The sequence below is a fragment of the Janthinobacterium sp. TPC_1 genome (genome assembly GCF_056037845.1).
Window position 1 is genome coordinate 3,204,433 of record NZ_CP195157.1, and the last position, 15,162, is coordinate 3,219,594.

General features: G+C 66.0%; 16 protein-coding genes and 1 pseudogene. 2 read left to right on the forward strand and 15 right to left on the reverse strand.

The genetic code is table 11. The features are described from left to right. Positions 1-33 precede the first annotated feature (33 nt). The 4 genes from ACQVLG_RS15670 to ACQVLG_RS15685 form a co-directional block, all read right to left on the reverse strand. Positions 34-1,110 carry an HlyD family secretion protein gene (locus ACQVLG_RS15670; RefSeq protein ID WP_474290067.1) on the reverse strand — a complete coding sequence of 359 codons (1,077 nt, stop codon included), beginning with the start codon at positions 1,108-1,110 and terminating at the stop codon, positions 34-36. Positions 1,111-1,489: 379 nt separating this feature from the next. Next, positions 1,490-2,674, reverse strand: a complete 1,185-nt coding sequence (locus tag ACQVLG_RS15675; RefSeq protein WP_474290068.1) for an MFS transporter — start codon at positions 2,672-2,674, stop codon at positions 1,490-1,492. Positions 2,675-2,776: 102 nt separating this feature from the next. Next, entirely contained in the window at positions 2,777-3,700 is a 924-nt protein-coding gene (locus ACQVLG_RS15680) for a LysR family transcriptional regulator (protein WP_474290069.1), read from the reverse strand. A 77-nt stretch (positions 3,701-3,777) separates the two neighbouring features. Continuing rightward, complete coding sequence (locus tag ACQVLG_RS15685) at positions 3,778-4,476, reverse strand: UPF0149 family protein (protein ID WP_077401213.1); 699 nt, start codon at positions 4,474-4,476, stop codon at positions 3,778-3,780. Positions 4,477-4,579: 103 nt separating this feature from the next. On the opposite strand from ACQVLG_RS15685, the gene ACQVLG_RS15690 reads away from it, so the two are divergent. Next, complete coding sequence (locus ACQVLG_RS15690) at positions 4,580-5,593, forward strand: serine/threonine protein kinase (protein WP_230542294.1); 1,014 nt, start codon at positions 4,580-4,582, stop codon at positions 5,591-5,593. Positions 5,594-5,735: 142 nt separating this feature from the next. Here the strand turns inward: ACQVLG_RS15690 and ACQVLG_RS15695 are convergent, their stop codons facing one another. Together ACQVLG_RS15695 and ACQVLG_RS15700 are read right to left on the reverse strand one after the other, a co-directional pair. After that, complete coding sequence (locus ACQVLG_RS15695) at positions 5,736-5,903, reverse strand: hypothetical protein (protein WP_474290070.1); 168 nt, start codon at positions 5,901-5,903, stop codon at positions 5,736-5,738. Then, positions 5,887-6,681: a hypothetical protein gene (locus ACQVLG_RS15700; RefSeq protein ID WP_474290071.1), complete on the reverse strand. Its 795-nt coding sequence runs from the start codon at positions 6,679-6,681 to the stop codon at positions 5,887-5,889. Before ACQVLG_RS15700 ends, ACQVLG_RS15695 begins: the two co-directional genes overlap by 17 nt. A gap of 49 nt (positions 6,682-6,730) precedes the next feature. Between ACQVLG_RS15700 and ACQVLG_RS15705 the strand changes: the two genes are divergently transcribed. Beyond that, positions 6,731-8,143, forward strand: a complete 1,413-nt coding sequence (locus ACQVLG_RS15705; protein ID WP_474290072.1) for a coiled-coil domain-containing protein — start codon at positions 6,731-6,733, stop codon at positions 8,141-8,143. Here ACQVLG_RS15705 and ACQVLG_RS15710 read toward each other — a convergent pair. The 9 genes and pseudogenes from ACQVLG_RS15710 to ACQVLG_RS15750 all read right to left on the reverse strand — a co-directional run bounded on the left by ACQVLG_RS15710 (position 8,109) and on the right by ACQVLG_RS15750 (position 15,153). After that, positions 8,109-9,182 carry a hypothetical protein gene (locus tag ACQVLG_RS15710; RefSeq protein WP_474290073.1) on the reverse strand — a complete coding sequence of 358 codons (1,074 nt, stop codon included), beginning with the start codon at positions 9,180-9,182 and terminating at the stop codon, positions 8,109-8,111. The two genes, ACQVLG_RS15705 and ACQVLG_RS15710, sit on opposite strands and share 35 nt — an antisense overlap. A 226-nt stretch (positions 9,183-9,408) precedes the next feature. Next, positions 9,409-9,783: a hypothetical protein gene (locus tag ACQVLG_RS15715; RefSeq protein ID WP_046682297.1), complete on the reverse strand. Its 375-nt coding sequence runs from the start codon at positions 9,781-9,783 to the stop codon at positions 9,409-9,411. Between the two features lie 33 nt (positions 9,784-9,816). Beyond that, positions 9,817-11,055, reverse strand: a complete 1,239-nt coding sequence (locus ACQVLG_RS15720; protein WP_474290074.1) for a TerD family protein — start codon at positions 11,053-11,055, stop codon at positions 9,817-9,819. Next, complete coding sequence (locus tag ACQVLG_RS15725; protein WP_474290075.1) at positions 11,052-12,038, reverse strand: HpcH/HpaI aldolase/citrate lyase family protein; 987 nt, start codon at positions 12,036-12,038, stop codon at positions 11,052-11,054. Before ACQVLG_RS15725 ends, ACQVLG_RS15720 begins: the two co-directional genes overlap by 4 nt. After that, positions 12,031-12,693, reverse strand: coding sequence for a cysteine protease StiP domain-containing protein (locus tag ACQVLG_RS15730; protein ID WP_474290076.1), 663 nt, complete (start codon positions 12,691-12,693; stop codon positions 12,031-12,033). Before ACQVLG_RS15730 ends, ACQVLG_RS15725 begins: the two co-directional genes overlap by 8 nt. Positions 12,694-12,721: 28 nt before the next feature. Further along, positions 12,722-13,135 (reverse strand): annotated as a pseudogene (locus ACQVLG_RS15735) (cysteine protease StiP domain-containing protein); the annotation flags it as partial. Continuing rightward, a complete protein-coding gene (locus ACQVLG_RS15740) occupies positions 13,132-13,884 on the reverse strand; it encodes an HAD family hydrolase (RefSeq protein ID WP_474290077.1) in 753 nt (250 codons plus the stop codon). The gene ACQVLG_RS15740 and the pseudogene ACQVLG_RS15735, both read right to left, overlap by 4 nt. Continuing rightward, positions 13,862-15,019: a phosphoribosyltransferase domain-containing protein gene (locus ACQVLG_RS15745; RefSeq protein WP_474290078.1), complete on the reverse strand. Its 1,158-nt coding sequence runs from the start codon at positions 15,017-15,019 to the stop codon at positions 13,862-13,864. The genes ACQVLG_RS15740 and ACQVLG_RS15745 overlap by 23 nt, the downstream gene beginning before the upstream one ends. Further along, positions 15,016-15,153: a hypothetical protein gene (locus tag ACQVLG_RS15750; RefSeq protein ID WP_474295875.1), complete on the reverse strand. Its 138-nt coding sequence runs from the start codon at positions 15,151-15,153 to the stop codon at positions 15,016-15,018. Before ACQVLG_RS15750 ends, ACQVLG_RS15745 begins: the two co-directional genes overlap by 4 nt. Positions 15,154-15,162: the final 9 nt, after the last annotated feature.

The following is a 15,162-nucleotide window of genomic DNA, read 5'->3' on the forward strand; positions in this document are numbered from 1 at the left end:
CCAGGCCCAGGGCCGTGAAAATGATCAGTGCTTTCATCGCGCGCTCACCTGTTGCACTTCTGGACGGCGCATGGCCGCAGCTGTACTAATGCGCACTTCGGCCGACATGCCCACGCGCAGGCGGCTGCCGTCATCCTGGCCCGGATCGAGCGCGATCCTGACGGGGATGCGCTGCACCACCTTGGTGAAGTTGCCGGTGGCGTTTTCCGGCGCGATGGCGGCAAACGTCACGCCCGTGGCGGGCGCGATGCTGTGCACCGTGCCGCGCAGGAGCACGCCCGGATAGGCGTCGACGGCGATGCTGGCGCGCTGCCCCTGGCGCACGTGCGTCAGCTGCGTTTCCTGCAGGTTGGCGACGACGAAGCTGCGGTTCAGGGGCACCACGGCCATCAGGCTGGCGCCGGGCGCCACGAGGGCGCCGACGCGCACGGCGCGGCGTCCCACGATGCCGTCGATGGGGGCGCGCAGCTGCGTATGCGACAAATCAAGTTCGGCGCGCTGCAGGCTGGCGCGGGCGCGCAGCAGGGCCGCTTCGGCCGCGCCTTGCTGCGCCTGCAAAATGTCCGTCTGCTTGCGGGTGGCGACGAGGGCGGCGCGGTTTTGCGCCAGGCGCGCGCGGCTCACGTCGAAGCGCGATTGCGCCTGCTGCGCGTTTTGCACGCTGCCCGCACCCTGGCCGGCCAGGTGCGTTGAGCGGGCCAGTTCCTGCTGCGCCAGCTTGTCTTCCGCCTGGTTGGCCTCGACCAGGGTCGTGGCTTGCTCGATCACCGATTGCTGGCGCTGCAAGGTGGCGCGGGCATTCGCCAGCTGCGCTTCGGCACCGGCTACCTCGGCGCGGGCCGAGGCGGCGGCGGCCTGGTAGTCGCGGTCGTCGATGCGCGCCAGCAGCTGACCCGCCTTGACAGTCTGGTTGTCTTCCACCAGCACTTCCCGCACGATGCCGCCCACCTTGGGGGAGAGCACGGTGTAGTCGGCACTGACGAAGGCGTCGTCGGTGCCTTGTTCTTCGCTGGGCGAAAACAGCAGTTGCCAGGCGCAAAAGGCGAGGGCGCAGGCCAGCAGGGCCAGGCCGAGAAGAAATGCGCGTGAGCGCAGTATGGTTGTTTGCATGGGGATGCTCTTTCTTGAAATAAAAGTCAGGCTGCGCGCGGCGGATAGACGCGCGTCGGCAGGATGGGAATGATCAAAATCATGGCCAGCGCGATGGCGGCGACAATGAGGTACAGGTCGGACGAGGTCAGGGTGACGACTTGCGCATGCATGCGCGCGCTCAAACCAGGACCCAAACCCGCCATGTCCACGGCGGCCGGCAGGTTGCCCAGGCGTTCGCTGAGCACCGTCGAATGAAAATGGTTGCGGCGCGTGATCAGCGCATCGAGCACGCCGGTGGCGACGACGGCCGACATGCCCTTGATGGTGTTGAACCAGGCCGAGGCGAAAGGGCCGTCCTGCGGCGCCAGGCCCGTGGTGGCCAGCAGCAGCAAGGGAATCACGGCCATCGGTTGCGCAAAGATCTGCACCGCCTGCAGCAGGTAGAAGTGCGTGCGTATCCAGTCCGGCGACATGCGCGCACCGAGCACGCAGGACAGGGCCAGCAGGGCCAGGCCGATGGCCAGCACCCAGCGGCAGTCGACGGCGCGCAGATTGCACAGGGCGGCCCCAGCGGCAGGGCGACCAGCTGCGGCAGCGCCACCATCAGCATCACGGGCGCCGTCTGCAGCGGGCGGTAGGCGTGCACCTGCGCCAGGTAGGACGAGGGAATCAGGATCACGGCCAGCAGCACGAACAGCACGCCGCCCAGGGTCAGCAGGGCATGGCTGAGGTTCCGCCGCGACAGCAGCTGCAGCTTGAAGAACGGCAGCGGATGCGACCATTCATTGATAAAGAACAATACCAGCAGCAGAAGGCCGCCGCCCAGCAGCACGCAGATCAGGGGCGAGGCGAACCACGCCAGGCGCTCGCCCTGCAGCAATCCCACCACCAGCATGCTGATGGCGGGCAGGCCCAGCAGCAGGCCGCGCCAGTCGAATTGACGGAAACGTTCGAGGCGCAGCGGGTCTTGCGGCAAGCCCCAGGACACCATCAGCAGCGCGACGATGCTGCCCGGGACGACTTGCCAGAAGGCCCATCGCCAGCCCAGGTACTCGGTCCAGAAGGCGGCCAGCGGCGTGCCCAGGCTGGGGCCGAAGGTGGCGCTCAGCGCATAGCCGCCCAGGCCATACAGCTTGATGTTCGGCGGCAGGAAGCGCAGCGCCACCGTCATCAGCATGGGCGGCAGGGCGCCGCCGGCCGCGCCCTGCACCACGCGCAGGACGATCAGCACGGACAGGTTCGGCGCGAACGGACACAGCACGCCGGCGGCCATGCAGACGATGATGGCGGCGGCCGTCAGGCGGCGCAGCGAGAAGGTGACGGAGCACCACGGCGCAAATGCCATGGCCGACACCGACGCGGCTGCATACAGGGCGACGAGCCAGCTGGCGTCGTCGCGCGCGATGCCCATGGCGCCGCGGATGTCGGCCAGCGCGACCTTGGTGATGTTTTCATTCAGGCCGGACACCAGCACGGCCAGCAGCACGCCGGCCAGGCCCGTGGCCAGGCGCAGACCGAAAATGGGCGGTGTAGGGGGAGGCGGCGCCGTCGGGACGGCGCCGGGTAGCAGTACAGCGGACACAGGGAACTCCGTGGATGAGAATCAGTCCACGCAGTATAGGTAGCCGTTAATCTTGTGAAAATTGATAATTAATGAAGTCTGAATTGCGTCTGGCGCAATGATTCAGGTGCCAGGGAGTGCGCTGCCGCACAGCTCCTTGATCATCCGCCGCAGCCAGCGGTGCGCATGGTCGTGGTCGAGGCGCGGGTGCCAGGCCTGCATCACGTCGACGCTGTCGACGGGAATCGGCAGCTGGAAGGTGCGCAGTTTCAATCCCAGGCGCTCGACGATGGGCAGCAGAGGCGTGGGCATCAGCGGCAGCAGCAGGCGCGAATCGGCCACGGCGAAGATGGCGGACTGGAAGTTGGGGCTGATCAGCGAAACCCGGCGCATGTAGCCCCGCTCGGCCAGGGCCGTGTCGAACGGGCCGCGCGCCAGGCCGCGCCGCGAGACGCTGATATGTTCGTATTCGGTAAAGCTGTCCAGGTTGACGGGGCCGTCGAAGAAAATCGGGTGGTCGCTGCGGGCAATGCCGACAAAGCCGCTGCTAAACAGCTGCTGCAGCTTGATGTCGGGCGCAAAGGCGCGCCGCGCGCTGATGTACAGGTCGATGCGGCCCGCGTGCAGGGCGTCGTTTTCCGTGGCGCCATCGCCTTCGGGCACGAAGCGCAGCACCGTGTGCGGCGCATGGCTGGCCAGCAGGTCGCGCAGCTTGCCGCCATACGCGCCGACAAACACGTCGTTGGCGCACAGGCTGAAGGTGCGTTCCAGCGTGCGCAAGTCCACTTCGCGGCCGGAAGTGAAGATGGCGTGCGCCTGCTCCACCACGCCGCGCACCTGCTCGCGCAATTCCAGCGCGCGCGGGGTGGGCGCCAGGCCGCGCCCGGAGCGCACGAAGACGGGGTCGCCGATGGCGTCGCGGATGCGCGCCAGGGTGCGGCTCATGGCCGGCGCGCTCAGGTTCATGCGCCGCGCCGCGGCCACGGCGCTGCCTTCCTCGAGCAGGATGTCGAGGGCGACGAGCAGGTTCAGGTCGGGGAGTTTCATGCGGCGATTATAGCCCGGGGGCCAGCGCCAGCGCTGCGCCGGCAGGACGCCGGCGCAGCGGGGATGCTATTGCGGTATTACTCGGCTGCCGGCTCGGCGCCGCAGCATTTCTTGAACTTCTTGCCGCTGCCGCAAGGGCAGTCGTCGTTGCGGCCCACTTTCGGCTCTTCGCGCTTCATGGTTTGCACCGGAGCCTTGCGGCGCGGCACCCAGAAACGGTGGATGGCCGGCAGGTTTGCTTCCAGTTCCTGCGCCAGCTTGTGCGCCTTGACCGGGTCTTCCACCAGTTTCAGTTCTTCTTCCTTGATTTCGTCGGCGCCCAGCAGGTAGATCGGCTGCATCAGTTCGGCCACTTCGGAATCCCAGATTTCGTTCCACGAACCCGGACGCAGTTCCATGCCGTCCCAGAAGCCCCAGCACCAGGCTTCGGCGTCGATCAGGGTCTGGCCTTCGTAGTCGTGTTCGACGAACAGGGCTTCGAATTCCTTCGGCGCCACTTCAAACGTCACCAGCACTTCGTTCATGAAGCGCATGATCAGGTTGACGATGCGCTCTTCTTCCTTGCTGTTCTTGAATTTCGGCGCATCTTCGGCATCTTCGCCCCACACGCGCGGCAACCACTCGGCCGGCATGATCGGTTCCGGGCCGATGGCGACGGCCGTCAGATAGCCGTGCAGCATATCCATGGTCATGGCGTCTTCGGAGCACCGGTCCGACAACAGGAATTGGTCTAATTCGTCGAATTCTTTTTCTGATAATGGCTGTTCGAGTTGCATGGCTTGCTCTTTGATTGAATGTAAGCCGCCAGTATACGCCTTGCAGCGCTTCATCACCGAAGTGTTTGCACCGGCGGCCCGCGCGCGCCTTACAATGTCGCTTATGCACAATGAAAACCAGCCGCACGAGGACGACCGGCCCGTCCATCCCTTTTCCGCACTGAGCCCCGATTGCGTGCTCGACGCCCTCGACAGCGTGGGCTTGCGCGGCGACGGCCGCCTGCTGGCGCTGAACAGCTATGAAAACCGCGTCTACCAGGTGGGCATCGAGGATAGCGCGCCCCTGGTGGCCAAGTTTTACCGTCCCGAACGCTGGAGCGACGCCGCCATCCTGGAAGAACACGCGTTCGTGTCCGAGCTGGTCGAGCGCGAAATCCAGGTGGTGCCGGCGCTGGCCATCAACGGCAGCACCCTGCACCAGTACCAGGGCTTCCGCTTTGCCGTCTTCCCCCGCCACGGCGGCCGCGCGCCCGAGCTGGACGACCCGGCGACCCTGGAATGGATAGGGCGCTTCATCGGCCGCATCCACGCCGTCGGCGCGCTGTCCGCCTACAAGGAACGCCCGGCCCTCGATCACCAGACGTTTGGCGTCGAACCGCGCGAATTCTTGCTAGAAGGTAATTTTTTGCCGCCCGAACTGCTGGCCGCGTATTCCAGCGTGGCGCAGCAGGCGCTCGACGGCGTCAAGCGCTGCTATGACCGCGCGGGCGACGTGGCCGTGCTGCGCACGCACGGCGATTGCCATGGCGGCAACGTGCTGTGGACGGACGCCGGCCCCCATTTCGTCGATTTCGACGATAGCCGCATGGGTCCGGCCATCCAGGACCTGTGGATGATGCTGTCGGGCGAACGCGGCGACCAGGTGCGCCAGATGAGCGACATCCTGGCCGGCTATGAAGATTTCTGCGATTTTGACCCGCGCCAGCTGTACCTGGTCGAAGCGCTGCGCACCCTGCGCCTGATCCATTATTCGGCCTGGCTGGCGCGCCGCTGGGACGATCCCGCCTTCCCCGTCGCCTTCCCGTGGTTTAACACGCAGCGCTACTGGCAGGACCGCATCCTGGAACTGCGCGAGCAGGTGGCCTTGATGGACGAAGCGCCGCTCTGGCCCATTTGACTTAAACGTGGGAAAAGGGCGGTAAACGTCCTTCTTCTTGCCGCGCTGATTTGTGCATGCCTGTTCGATAATGGTGGTAATAAATTCCCATAAGCAACGGAATTCACCCGAATAAGCGAGAAATCATGCAAGCACAGCAAAATCAGCGCCAGGCCGCCTCCCTCACCGTCGCGTATTCCGCCGACGACGAGTTCGACCAGGACAGCATGGTCTCGCTGCATGATTTCAAGGACCTGGAGCGCAAGGCGGAAGCGCCGGCTGTCGCCATCACGCCCGAACCGCAAGCCGAGCCGTCAGCCGAAGCCGACATCAAAGCGCCCGCCGCCGAACGCCAGAAAATGGAATTGAAAGCCATCCACGAGGCGATTGCCCGCGTGGAAGCGGAAGCGAAGGCCACCTGCGCCGCCGAGAGCCGCGCGCTGGCCGAGGCGCGCGTGCGCTCGCTGGCCGAGGACCGCGCCGCCATCGACGCGGCCGCCGCCGCCGCCGCGCAGCAGAATGCGCAGGCCGCCGAAGAGGCGATTGCCGCCAACCGCGAACGCCTGGACACCATGCGCGCCGCCGCGCAAGCCAGCGTGGCCCGCCTGGAAGCCGTCAAGCAGGAAACGGCCGAATTGCGCGCCCGCGTGGAATCCGATAATGAAATCCGCCTTGCCGCCGAACAGCGCGCCCGCGCCGAGCAGGAAAGCCGCTTGCGCGCCAGCGAGCAGGTGGCGGTGCAGTCGGAATTGGCCGAGCAGGCCGCCCGCGCCGCCGAGGAATTGCAGGTGCAGACGGAGCAGGCGCGCCTGCAGGCCGTCGAGCGCGTCGCCGCCGTGCAGGCGGCCAAGGAAGAAATGGTGGGCATCGCCTCGGCCGATGCCCGTGTCGCCGTGCTGGCCCGCGAACGCGAGCGCCACGCCCACGGCGCGCGCCAGACGGCGCAGATGCTGGCCGAAGCGGAAAGCGAAGCGCTGGACTTGACGGTGCAGCGCGAGCGCGCCGACCAGATCGCGCTGGAATCGGCCTTCAACCGCGCCGCCGCCGAAGTGCGCGCCCTGGAAGAAGCGCGCGCGCTGGCGCACCTGAGAGCAGGAACGCGAAGCCATTGCGCTGGCGCAGGCGGAATCGGAACGCCATGCGGCGCAATCGCTGCGTTTGCGCCTGCAGACGGAAAAGGAATTGCGCGACGCGGCCATCCACCGCGAGCGCCTGGAAATGGTCGCCGTGGCCAGCGCGCAGGCGCGCCGCGATGCCGACGTGCGCATCCTGGCCGCCACCGAGGCGCGCATCGAGGTGGACCGCCAGCTGCGCGCCGTGGCGCTGGCCCGCGTGACCGCCGAACAGGACGCGGAAATCGCCGGCCACGCCAAGCTGGAAGCGGAAACGGCCGCACTGGAACAGACCAAGGCCCGCGAAGCGGCCGAGCAGGCAGCCGCCGTGGCGGCAGCCCGCGAACTGGAAGAACAGCAGCGCGCCGCCAGCCTGGCGCAGGAACGCGCCGGACTGGCGCGCCAGGCGTCGGAACTGGCCGCCAGCCAGAACGAAGCCGAGCAGGCCGAAGTCGATGCCGGCAAGGCGACTTTGGCCGCGCAGGCGCAGGCAGCGCAACTGGCACAGGAAAAAGCACGGCAGGCGGAGCAGCTGCAGCAGGCGGAGCAGGAGCGCCTGGCCGCCGAGCAGGCCGCCATCGCCGCCCTGAAAGAAAAACTGGAAGCGGAAGCGCTGGCGTGCAACGCGGCGCAGGAGCGCATCGCCGCCGAAGGCGCGCAAGCGGAACTGCTGCGCGGCCAGCACGCCGCCGAACAGGCTTTGCGGGAAGCGGCGCAAAAGGAAGCCGACGCCATCCGCATCCTGATGGACCAGGCGCTGGTCGAAGGCGAAAAAAAGGCCGCTGCCGCGCAAGCCGTGCAGGCGCAGGCGCGCCTGGCCGTGGAACTGGGACAAGTGCATAGCGAGCGCGCCCGCGTGGAAGAAGACAAGGCGCAAGCTGCCGAAGCGCTGCTGGCATCCGAGCGCGATTTCGTCGCGGCCGAGCGCGAGTCGCTGGCGCTGATCGCGCAAAAACTGGTGCAGCAGCGCCAGACGACGGCCGCCGAGGAACGCGCGTCGAACGCCATCGCCGGCCGCCTGGAAGCGGAAAAGCAGGCGACGGCGGCTGCCGAAGCGAGCGCCGGCATGGAACAGCAGGCGCTCGACGCCATGCGCCAGCGCGAACAGCTGGAACTGGCTGCGCAGCAGGCCGCCAGCGAGAAACTCGACGCGCAGCAAGCCTTGCTGGCCAGTGCCCAGGCCCATGCGGCCCTGCAGCGCAAGGCGGCCGACACGACGCGCGCGATGGCCGAGGCCAAGCAGCAGTTGCTGGAACGGGATACGGAGCGCGCGCAGCAGCAGGAGCGCGAACTGGCGGCCCTGCGCGCCAGCCTGGAGCAGCCGCAAACCGTCTTTTCCAGCTCCTTGAGCGCCGCCCGCGCGAAAGCCGAACAGGTGAGTTCGGCCAGTCTGACGCGCGAAGTGATCGAGCGCCTGACGCAGCCTAACGAAGCTGGCGCCGTCTGGCGTTCGCGCTGAGAGCCTGAAAACCCGATAACAGCCGGGGTCGGACCCTCAGGGTCCGACCCCAGTCCCAGGTTTGGGTTGCGTCCGTATTCCCATCAAAACTTCCGTCCCCCCCCCCCACCAAAATCACATCCGCATCGCGGTGATAATCGGTGATGACTCGGTTCCACGCCACGTGCGCCACCCAGCGGCGGTCGACGTGGTAGCGGGCCACGGCTGACAGCAAGCCCGTCAGGCGCGTGCTGTGGCCCTGGGTGTCGCGGCCGTCCCATGCCAGGTAGGGGCCGCCGCCCATGCCGAATTCCACCTTTTCATTGAGCGAGCGGATCAGCCACAGCTGGGCGGCCACGCCGCGCCGGTGCGCCAGGTCCGTGTCGCCTTCGTCGAGGGCGGTGACGGTCCAGTCCACGTATTTTCCCGCCGCGCGCCGGTATTCCAGCGTGAACGGGCGCGAGGACTCCGAGCGCAAGCTGTTGACGATGGTGTGGCCCGTCGAGAGGGTCACGGTGTCGTCGTGCGCCCAGTTCTGCAAGTGCAGCTTGGCGCCCGGCACGCCGTCATAGCGGTAGCCCGCGCCGATCAGCAGGTGCGTGGTGTTGTCCTTGCCGTCGGGCTTGATGCGGTTGAGCTGTGCCTGCGCATACCAGCGGTTGTCGAACTGCCAGCGCGCCTGCAGGCTGACGATGGAACCCCAGCCATGGTCATTGTCGAAATTGTGCAGGCCGTCGTCGGTCCTGGCCGTATCGAAGAAAAAATAGCGGCCCGCGCCGGCGCCCAGCATCAGCCCCTGCTCCACCTTTTTCGTGCGCAGCCAGAACTGGCCCGCCATGCCGTCGCGGTGATGGTCTTGCGGATGGCCCTCATTGATGTAGGACAAGCTCATGGCGTTGTAGTCGCCCACCGGCTGCGTGTAGCTGACGGCGGCGACAAAGGTGCGCTCCTTGGTCGAACTGACTTTCAGGGCACCGGCCATGCCGGAGATGTCCTGTGCCTGGGCGGACAGGGGCAGCGAGGCGGCCAGCAAGGCCAGGGCGGCGGGGCGTATGCGCATGGTTTTCCGGTCGTGGTGATGCTCGCTAACGGCGGGCTGGCTGGACGTACTGCGCTAGCGCAAGCATCGCGTGTTTTTACTACAGCAATGAACAGTTCCAGTCAGAACTAATTGCGATAGTGTATAAGAAAGCGGGAATGTGTGAGGCGCGCCATGCGGCTGGAGAGCGGGGAGGGGCGCCGGCACGAGTATGGCTGGCCGGCGCGGTATTGCTGGAATGACGGTATTACTGACTCAGGACGACTTTATCGGCAAAATATTCCGTCTCGCCGAAGCATTGCGTGGGCACGCCCTTGTGCTGGCTGTAGGTGACGAGGATGCGCTTGCCGGCCGCGGCCGTCAGCTGCTTCGCCACTTCCTCGTCGCGCACGCTGAACTGGAATTTTTCCGGGATGGTGCCGGGCAGCGCCGTCAGCAGCAATTCCCCTTCCCACGTCTTGCAAATCCAGCCCCGCTTGGAGAACTTTTGCAGGTAGCCCGCCCGTTCGCCTTCCGAGTACGAGAAGCTCAGGGCCATCCACGTGTAGGCTGCCAGCAGCAGGAAGCCGGCCACGAGGAAGATGGCGAAGGCGAAGGTGACTTTTTTGGTCGTAGGGGTCATGTTAAGGGGTGAATTGTTTAGTTGGAGAAAGAGTTAGTCTTTCCGGCCGGCTTTCCAGTTCAGGCCAAAGTTATATCTTTCATCCATGGCCTGGTGCGCCGTGATTTTACCTTGGCCGCCGAAGTATTCCACCAATTTTGTCACCTGCAGGTTGCCGCCGTGGTTTTCCAGCATGGCGATGGCGCACATGGCGTGCTGGCTGTCGCTGTCGAGGCGCACTTCCACCGTCGGCTGGCCCGGGATCTCGATCGTCACGACGCCATCCGTGGCGGCCCAGTTCGGCACGCCCTCGTAGATGAAGGCGTAGACAAGTACGCGCTTGATCTGGTCGAAATGGGTGCCGTTGATGAAGATGTTTTCGCCGCTGCTGACGCTGCCCGTGCGGTCGTCGCCTTCCAGGTGGATGTACGGCGGGCGGTCGTAGGCGCCCCAGCTGTTGCCCAGCGCCTGCACGGCGCTCTTGGCGCCATTGCTCATTTCGAACAGGCAGCCGATGTCGAGGTCGATGCCGCCCGAACGGCCGGCCGGCTTGTTGAACAGCTTGCCGAGGAAGCCCGTGTCCAGTTTCGAGGCGGGCGCCTGGCCTTGCGACGCATTCTGGTTCCAGTTCAGGTTGACGCGGATGCGGCCATAGCCGCCGCTGTCGCGCTTGTCGAGCGAAATCTTGTCGCCGCGCTTTTCCAGGCGGATCTTCGACAGCGAGATTTTATTCGCCGGCGGCGGTGCCGCTGGCGCAGGCACGGGGGCCGGCGCCGGAGAAGATTGCGCTGCTTCGCTGCCGCCGAAGTGCTTCAGCAGCGCCGCCAGGCCGCCCGCGAAACCCTGGCCCACGGCGCCGAAGCGCCAGCTGCCGTCGCGGCGATACAGTTCGCCGATGATGACGGCTTTTTCGTCCTGGAAGTCCGTGCCCGTGAAGGCAAACGTGGCGGCCTGGCCCAGCGCCATGCTGGAGTTGCCCAGCGCGCGCATGCTGCCCTGTTCCGTCGCCGCCGTAAACACCAGCTTGTCGATCGAGGCGGGCAGGCGGGAAAGGTCGACCTGGAAGGTGGAGCGGGGGCCGTTCAGCTCCACCGTGACGGCGTTGTCCGGCGCGCTTTTCTGGTTGTAGAACACCATGTAGCGGTCGTCCGACAGCTTGCCGGCCGCATCGACGCCGAAGCAGCTGACGTCCACTTCCATCGAGCCGGAAGCGATATCGAGGGTGACGGCAAACGGGCCGTTCAAGCCCAGGTCCGCCAGTTTTCCTTTTTGTCCGCGTGTGAAATTGGTCATGGTCGTGCAATCCCTTCGTCGCTTGAGAGTTGAGTCAATGAGATAGTCGGCAGGTGCGCGGCGGCGTTGTCGGCCGCGTGGCGGATGCCGAACAGGCGCGCCTGCTCGATGATGCGCAGGGCCCAGCTGCTGTGCGTGGCCACTTCGCACATCGATTCCTGCATGCGGAACACGGCCGGGCTGTCCGGGTCGATGATGCGCAGCGCCAGTTCGATGTCCGACTGCGCCACCTGGTAGTGGCGCTCGATCTGCGGCACCTGGTCAGGGTGGATGGCCGTCTTGGCGATCATGCCGTGCGCCATGTCCTGCGCCACTTCGGCGTCGAGCCAGCTGCCCTGCGACAGGTGCTCGAAGACGGGCGCCGTCAACTGGAATCCGTGCGGCTTGAAGATCGTCACCAGGCGGCCGATGACCTGCCCCAGCGGCGTCTGGTAGATGGTGCCGCTGGTGGGGCGGCGCAGGCCCAGCAGGGCCAATAAATCGTTGCCGCCGATGCGCAGGGCCAGGATGCGGCGCCGCACTTCCGGCGCCGACAAAATGATGCGGAACTGCTTCATTTCCTCGTCGTCGAACACTTCCGCCGTTTCCAAGGTCGGCATCAGCAAATGATGCGTGTGGCGCACGAGGTCGAAATACGCGGCGAAGTTGTGGCGCGTCGATTTCGGCAGCACGAAGCCGCTCAACTTGTCGGCGCCCGGCATGGCCAGCACGCGCGCCAGCACCTCGAGGTTACGCACGCGCACGAAGCGCAAGGTATCCGATTCGTCGGCCATGTTTTGCAGCGCCAGCGACAGGTTGAACAGCGCGTAACTGAGGTCGCGTTCGGCGATGGCGTCTTCGGTGCAAAGGATGACCGAACGCAAATGACTGAATTTGTCGCCATTGGCGATCGCCAGCAAGTCCTTGTGCGTGGTCGGCACATACATGGAGGCGCCCAGCGCCGCTTTATGCTCGCTTTGTGGGTGTAGGGAGTTGTTATCCATCGACTGCGCTCCTGATAAGGGCGACCGCCTGGTAAGGCAGTGCCGGTTCTACTGTAATGGGTATGGCTTTTTCCTGCGCCAGAAGCAGCAAATGTGCCACGTCCGGCGCATTCGTGTCGCGCACGATCAGGCGCTCGGGCACGCGGCGCAGCAGCACGCGCGTCGCTTCGCCGATGCCAGGCTTGATCAGGTTGATGTCGCTGATGCCGTATTGCTGCTGCGCGGCCGCCATGTAGGCTTGCGAGCGGGCCGCCATGGCTGGCGCGTCGCTCGCTTCGGCCAGCGGGATGCCGCTGCTGGCGGCAATCGCCATGGCGTCGGCCACCAGGCCGTCGGCGAAAGCGCGCGACTGGTCGTGCTGCTCGAACTGCGCGTAGTACACGCAGCCGTGGAAGTCGCCGGGGCCGATGGCTTCATTGAGTACGGAGCGGCTCACCAGGCCCGAGACGGTGGCATTCAAGATGCTCGACGGGATCAGGTAGTCGCTGGCCGAGGCGGCGCAGGCGGCCGTGCCGGCCAGGTCGGACAGCACGAACAGGCCGCCGTCTATCGCCGTGCCATTGGCCGCGTTGAAATCGTGGACCGTCTGGCGCAGTTCGCGCGAAATCACGCCCTTGCCCGTCGCCGTCGACGAAGACGAGGGATTCAGCTGCATGGCCCTGCGCCAGGATGTGCTTCAAGGCGTTCGCATCGATGCCGCGGTCGCGGATGATGGAGACGGAATAGTGGCTGCATGCGCGCTGGAATACCTGGCGCAGCAAGTGGCCCAGGATGACGCCCACGGGCGTGCCGGCGCGCGCCAGCGACACCAGGGTGATGGGCCCCGCGCGGCGCGCCGCGATCAGGGCGGCCAGGCGCAGGCAGTCGCGCGCCATCTGCAGGCGGTTGGCCGCGAATGCGCTCTGGAACAGGGCCAGATAGGCGGGCGAGGGCAGGGATTCGGGCGACAGCATTTCGCTGTAGTGGCGCTGGCCCGACTGGATCAGACGCTCCTTTTCGGCCAGGTCGAGAATCGGTTCGAGCGCCATCGGCGTGAGCAGAAACTCCACGTCTTCCTGGCGGTAGCTGCCGCTGAAATGCTGCGTGTCTTGCGTCATAGCGCCGCCACCGTGAGTGCCGCCAGCTGGGTGCCGTTGGGGATGATGGCGTAGTCGCAGGCGGCCATGAAGCGGGCGTCCGAGCGGCTGTCGCCCATGCCGAAGCTGACGATGGGGCCATGTTCGGCTTCCAGTTCCGCGCGCAGGTAAGCGACGGCGCGCGCCTTGTTCAGGGTCTTCGGCAGCACGGCCAGGTTGTTGCCGTTGCGGTGGATGAAGTAGCCGCTGCCTTCCGTGGCGATCCACTGCTGCAGCACTTGCTCTTCGATGTCGGCCAGGCGTTCACCGCGTGCTTCATGGTCCTTGACGACGATGTAGAACGGCGTGTTGTAGTCTTCGATCAGGCGCGCGCGCGAAGGCATGCCCGTCTTGATTTGAAAATCGTCGATGATGCGCATGGCGTCCCGCAGGCCGGGCAAGGCCGTCTGCATGTCGTTTTGCATCAGGGCCAGCCAGCCCGCGTCGAGCGCGCCGCCTGGCTGCAGCACGATGCCGCCGTAATCGAGCACGCTGTAGCTGGTAAACGGCAGGTCGACGCGGCGGAAGGCGTCGCCATTCCTCGCCGTGGCGGGGATCAATGTCATGCCGCTTTGCGCGAAATCAAAGAAGGCGCGCTGGCGTGCCGTCGTAAACGAGCAGGCGTCGCCATTTTTCAGATAGGCGGCCGGCTGCAGGTCGGTCTCGCCGGGGCATTTTTTCGGGGTCTGGAACAGTGTGTCGTCCAGATCAACAAACAGGAATTTCTTCAATTTGGGTCTCTGACTGAAAGTGGAACAGGCGGCCATTCAACTGGCCGGCGAGTTGCATGAGGGCCGGGCTGGCCGGGGTTTCATGGCAGATGAACACGTGCTGGTACTGGCCAGGCGCCACGTTGTACAGGTAATTGGCGATGCCTTCGCCGTAGTTGTCGTCGCAGTGAACGATATGGCCGACGGAGCCCCACGACAAAATGGGCGAGCGCGTGGTCGATTGCACTACCACGTTCTTGCCCAGCGCTTCGAGCTCGCGCGCCAGCAAAAACGACGGGTGCATGAATTCGCCCGTGCCCAGCACCAGCACGGAGTCGCCGGCGCCGATCTCCTGCGCCAGTTGCACCGCCAGGCCTTGCGGCGGCGCCAGCGCGCGTCCCACGCCGATGCGCCCGAAGGCGGAGCTGGCGCCCCGTTCTTCGTTGGCCTCGAAGCGCTGCGCGCTGGCCGCCACGGGAGCGGGCGCCGCGCCGGCCTGGAAGGCGTACTGGCCGGACAGCGCCGCGCCGATGCTGGTGGGCAGGCCGAAACGCTCACTCAAGCCCGCGTTGGCGGCCTGGCCCATGAAATTGGTGATCACGCCCAGGTGCAGCTTTTCCAGCTGCGGATAGCGCGCGCGGCACACTTGCACCAGGTTGGCGAAGGTGTTGCCGGTCGACGCTTCATCATCGATCAGCACCAGGCTGCGCGCCGTGGAAAACAGCGCGCTGGCCGCGTCGGACAAATGCAAAAACTGGCGCGGGGCGTGGCTGTGCGATTCCTCGAATTCGAAGAAGGGCACCGTGCCCACGCGGTAGCGCGAGCTGTGCAAAAACAGCGCTTTTCCATTCGGGTTGGCGCGCAGCCACGCTTCGAACACGCCCTGGCCCAGGCCGACGGCCGTTTCCGCCATGGCGATGAAGACGACGGGGCCGGGCAGGCTGGGGGGGATTTGCGCGGCCAGGTCGTCGTGGATGGCTTGCATGGCGCGCGGCGTGACGGGCCAGTGCTTGCCCAGCACTTTGGAGAGGAACAAAAAGCCCCGCTTGGCGTTGGCGCGCGCGGCAAAGCCGATCAGCCAGTCCAGCGGAAAGCGCGCCTCGTCCACCTTCAGGGTCAGCTCGCCCGTGGGCATCTGCTGCTTGACGAGGTTCATGGCAGCTCCACGGCGCAGGCGGCTTCGCCCACGCGCATGCCTTCGCGGATGGCGGGCACGGCGAGCTTGTCAAAGCCCTGGTCGAAGCCGGCCAGCGCCAGGTAGGGCAGGTTGGGGCCGGCCGCACACGCCATGCCGATGCG

Coding starts and splice junctions, on each gene's coding strand:
- ACQVLG_RS15670 (WP_474290067.1), bottom strand. CDS start 1,110: ATGCAAACAACCATACTGCGCTCACGCGCATTTCTTCTCGGCCTGGCC.
- ACQVLG_RS15680 (WP_474290069.1), bottom strand. CDS start 3,700: ATGAAACTCCCCGACCTGAACCTGCTCGTCGCCCTCGACATCCTGCTC.
- ACQVLG_RS15685 (WP_077401213.1), bottom strand. CDS start 4,476: ATGCAACTCGAACAGCCATTATCAGAAAAAGAATTCGACGAATTAGAC.
- ACQVLG_RS15690 (WP_230542294.1), top strand. CDS start 4,580: ATGCACAATGAAAACCAGCCGCACGAGGACGACCGGCCCGTCCATCCC.
- ACQVLG_RS15695 (WP_474290070.1), bottom strand. CDS start 5,903: ATGTCGGCTTCGGCTGACGGCTCGGCTTGCGGTTCGGGCGTGATGGCG.
- ACQVLG_RS15700 (WP_474290071.1), bottom strand. CDS start 6,681: ATGGCTTCGCGTTCCTGCTCTCAGGTGCGCCAGCGCGCGCGCTTCTTC.
- ACQVLG_RS15710 (WP_474290073.1), bottom strand. CDS start 9,182: ATGCGCATACGCCCCGCCGCCCTGGCCTTGCTGGCCGCCTCGCTGCCC.
- ACQVLG_RS15715 (WP_046682297.1), bottom strand. CDS start 9,783: ATGACCCCTACGACCAAAAAAGTCACCTTCGCCTTCGCCATCTTCCTC.
- ACQVLG_RS15720 (WP_474290074.1), bottom strand. CDS start 11,055: ATGACCAATTTCACACGCGGACAAAAAGGAAAACTGGCGGACCTGGGC.
- ACQVLG_RS15725 (WP_474290075.1), bottom strand. CDS start 12,038: ATGGATAACAACTCCCTACACCCACAAAGCGAGCATAAAGCGGCGCTG.
- ACQVLG_RS15730 (WP_474290076.1), bottom strand. CDS start 12,693: ATGCAGCTGAATCCCTCGTCTTCGTCGACGGCGACGGGCAAGGGCGTG.
- ACQVLG_RS15745 (WP_474290078.1), bottom strand. CDS start 15,019: ATGAACCTCGTCAAGCAGCAGATGCCCACGGGCGAGCTGACCCTGAAG.
- ACQVLG_RS15750 (WP_474295875.1), bottom strand. CDS start 15,153: ATGGCGTGTGCGGCCGGCCCCAACCTGCCCTACCTGGCGCTGGCCGGC.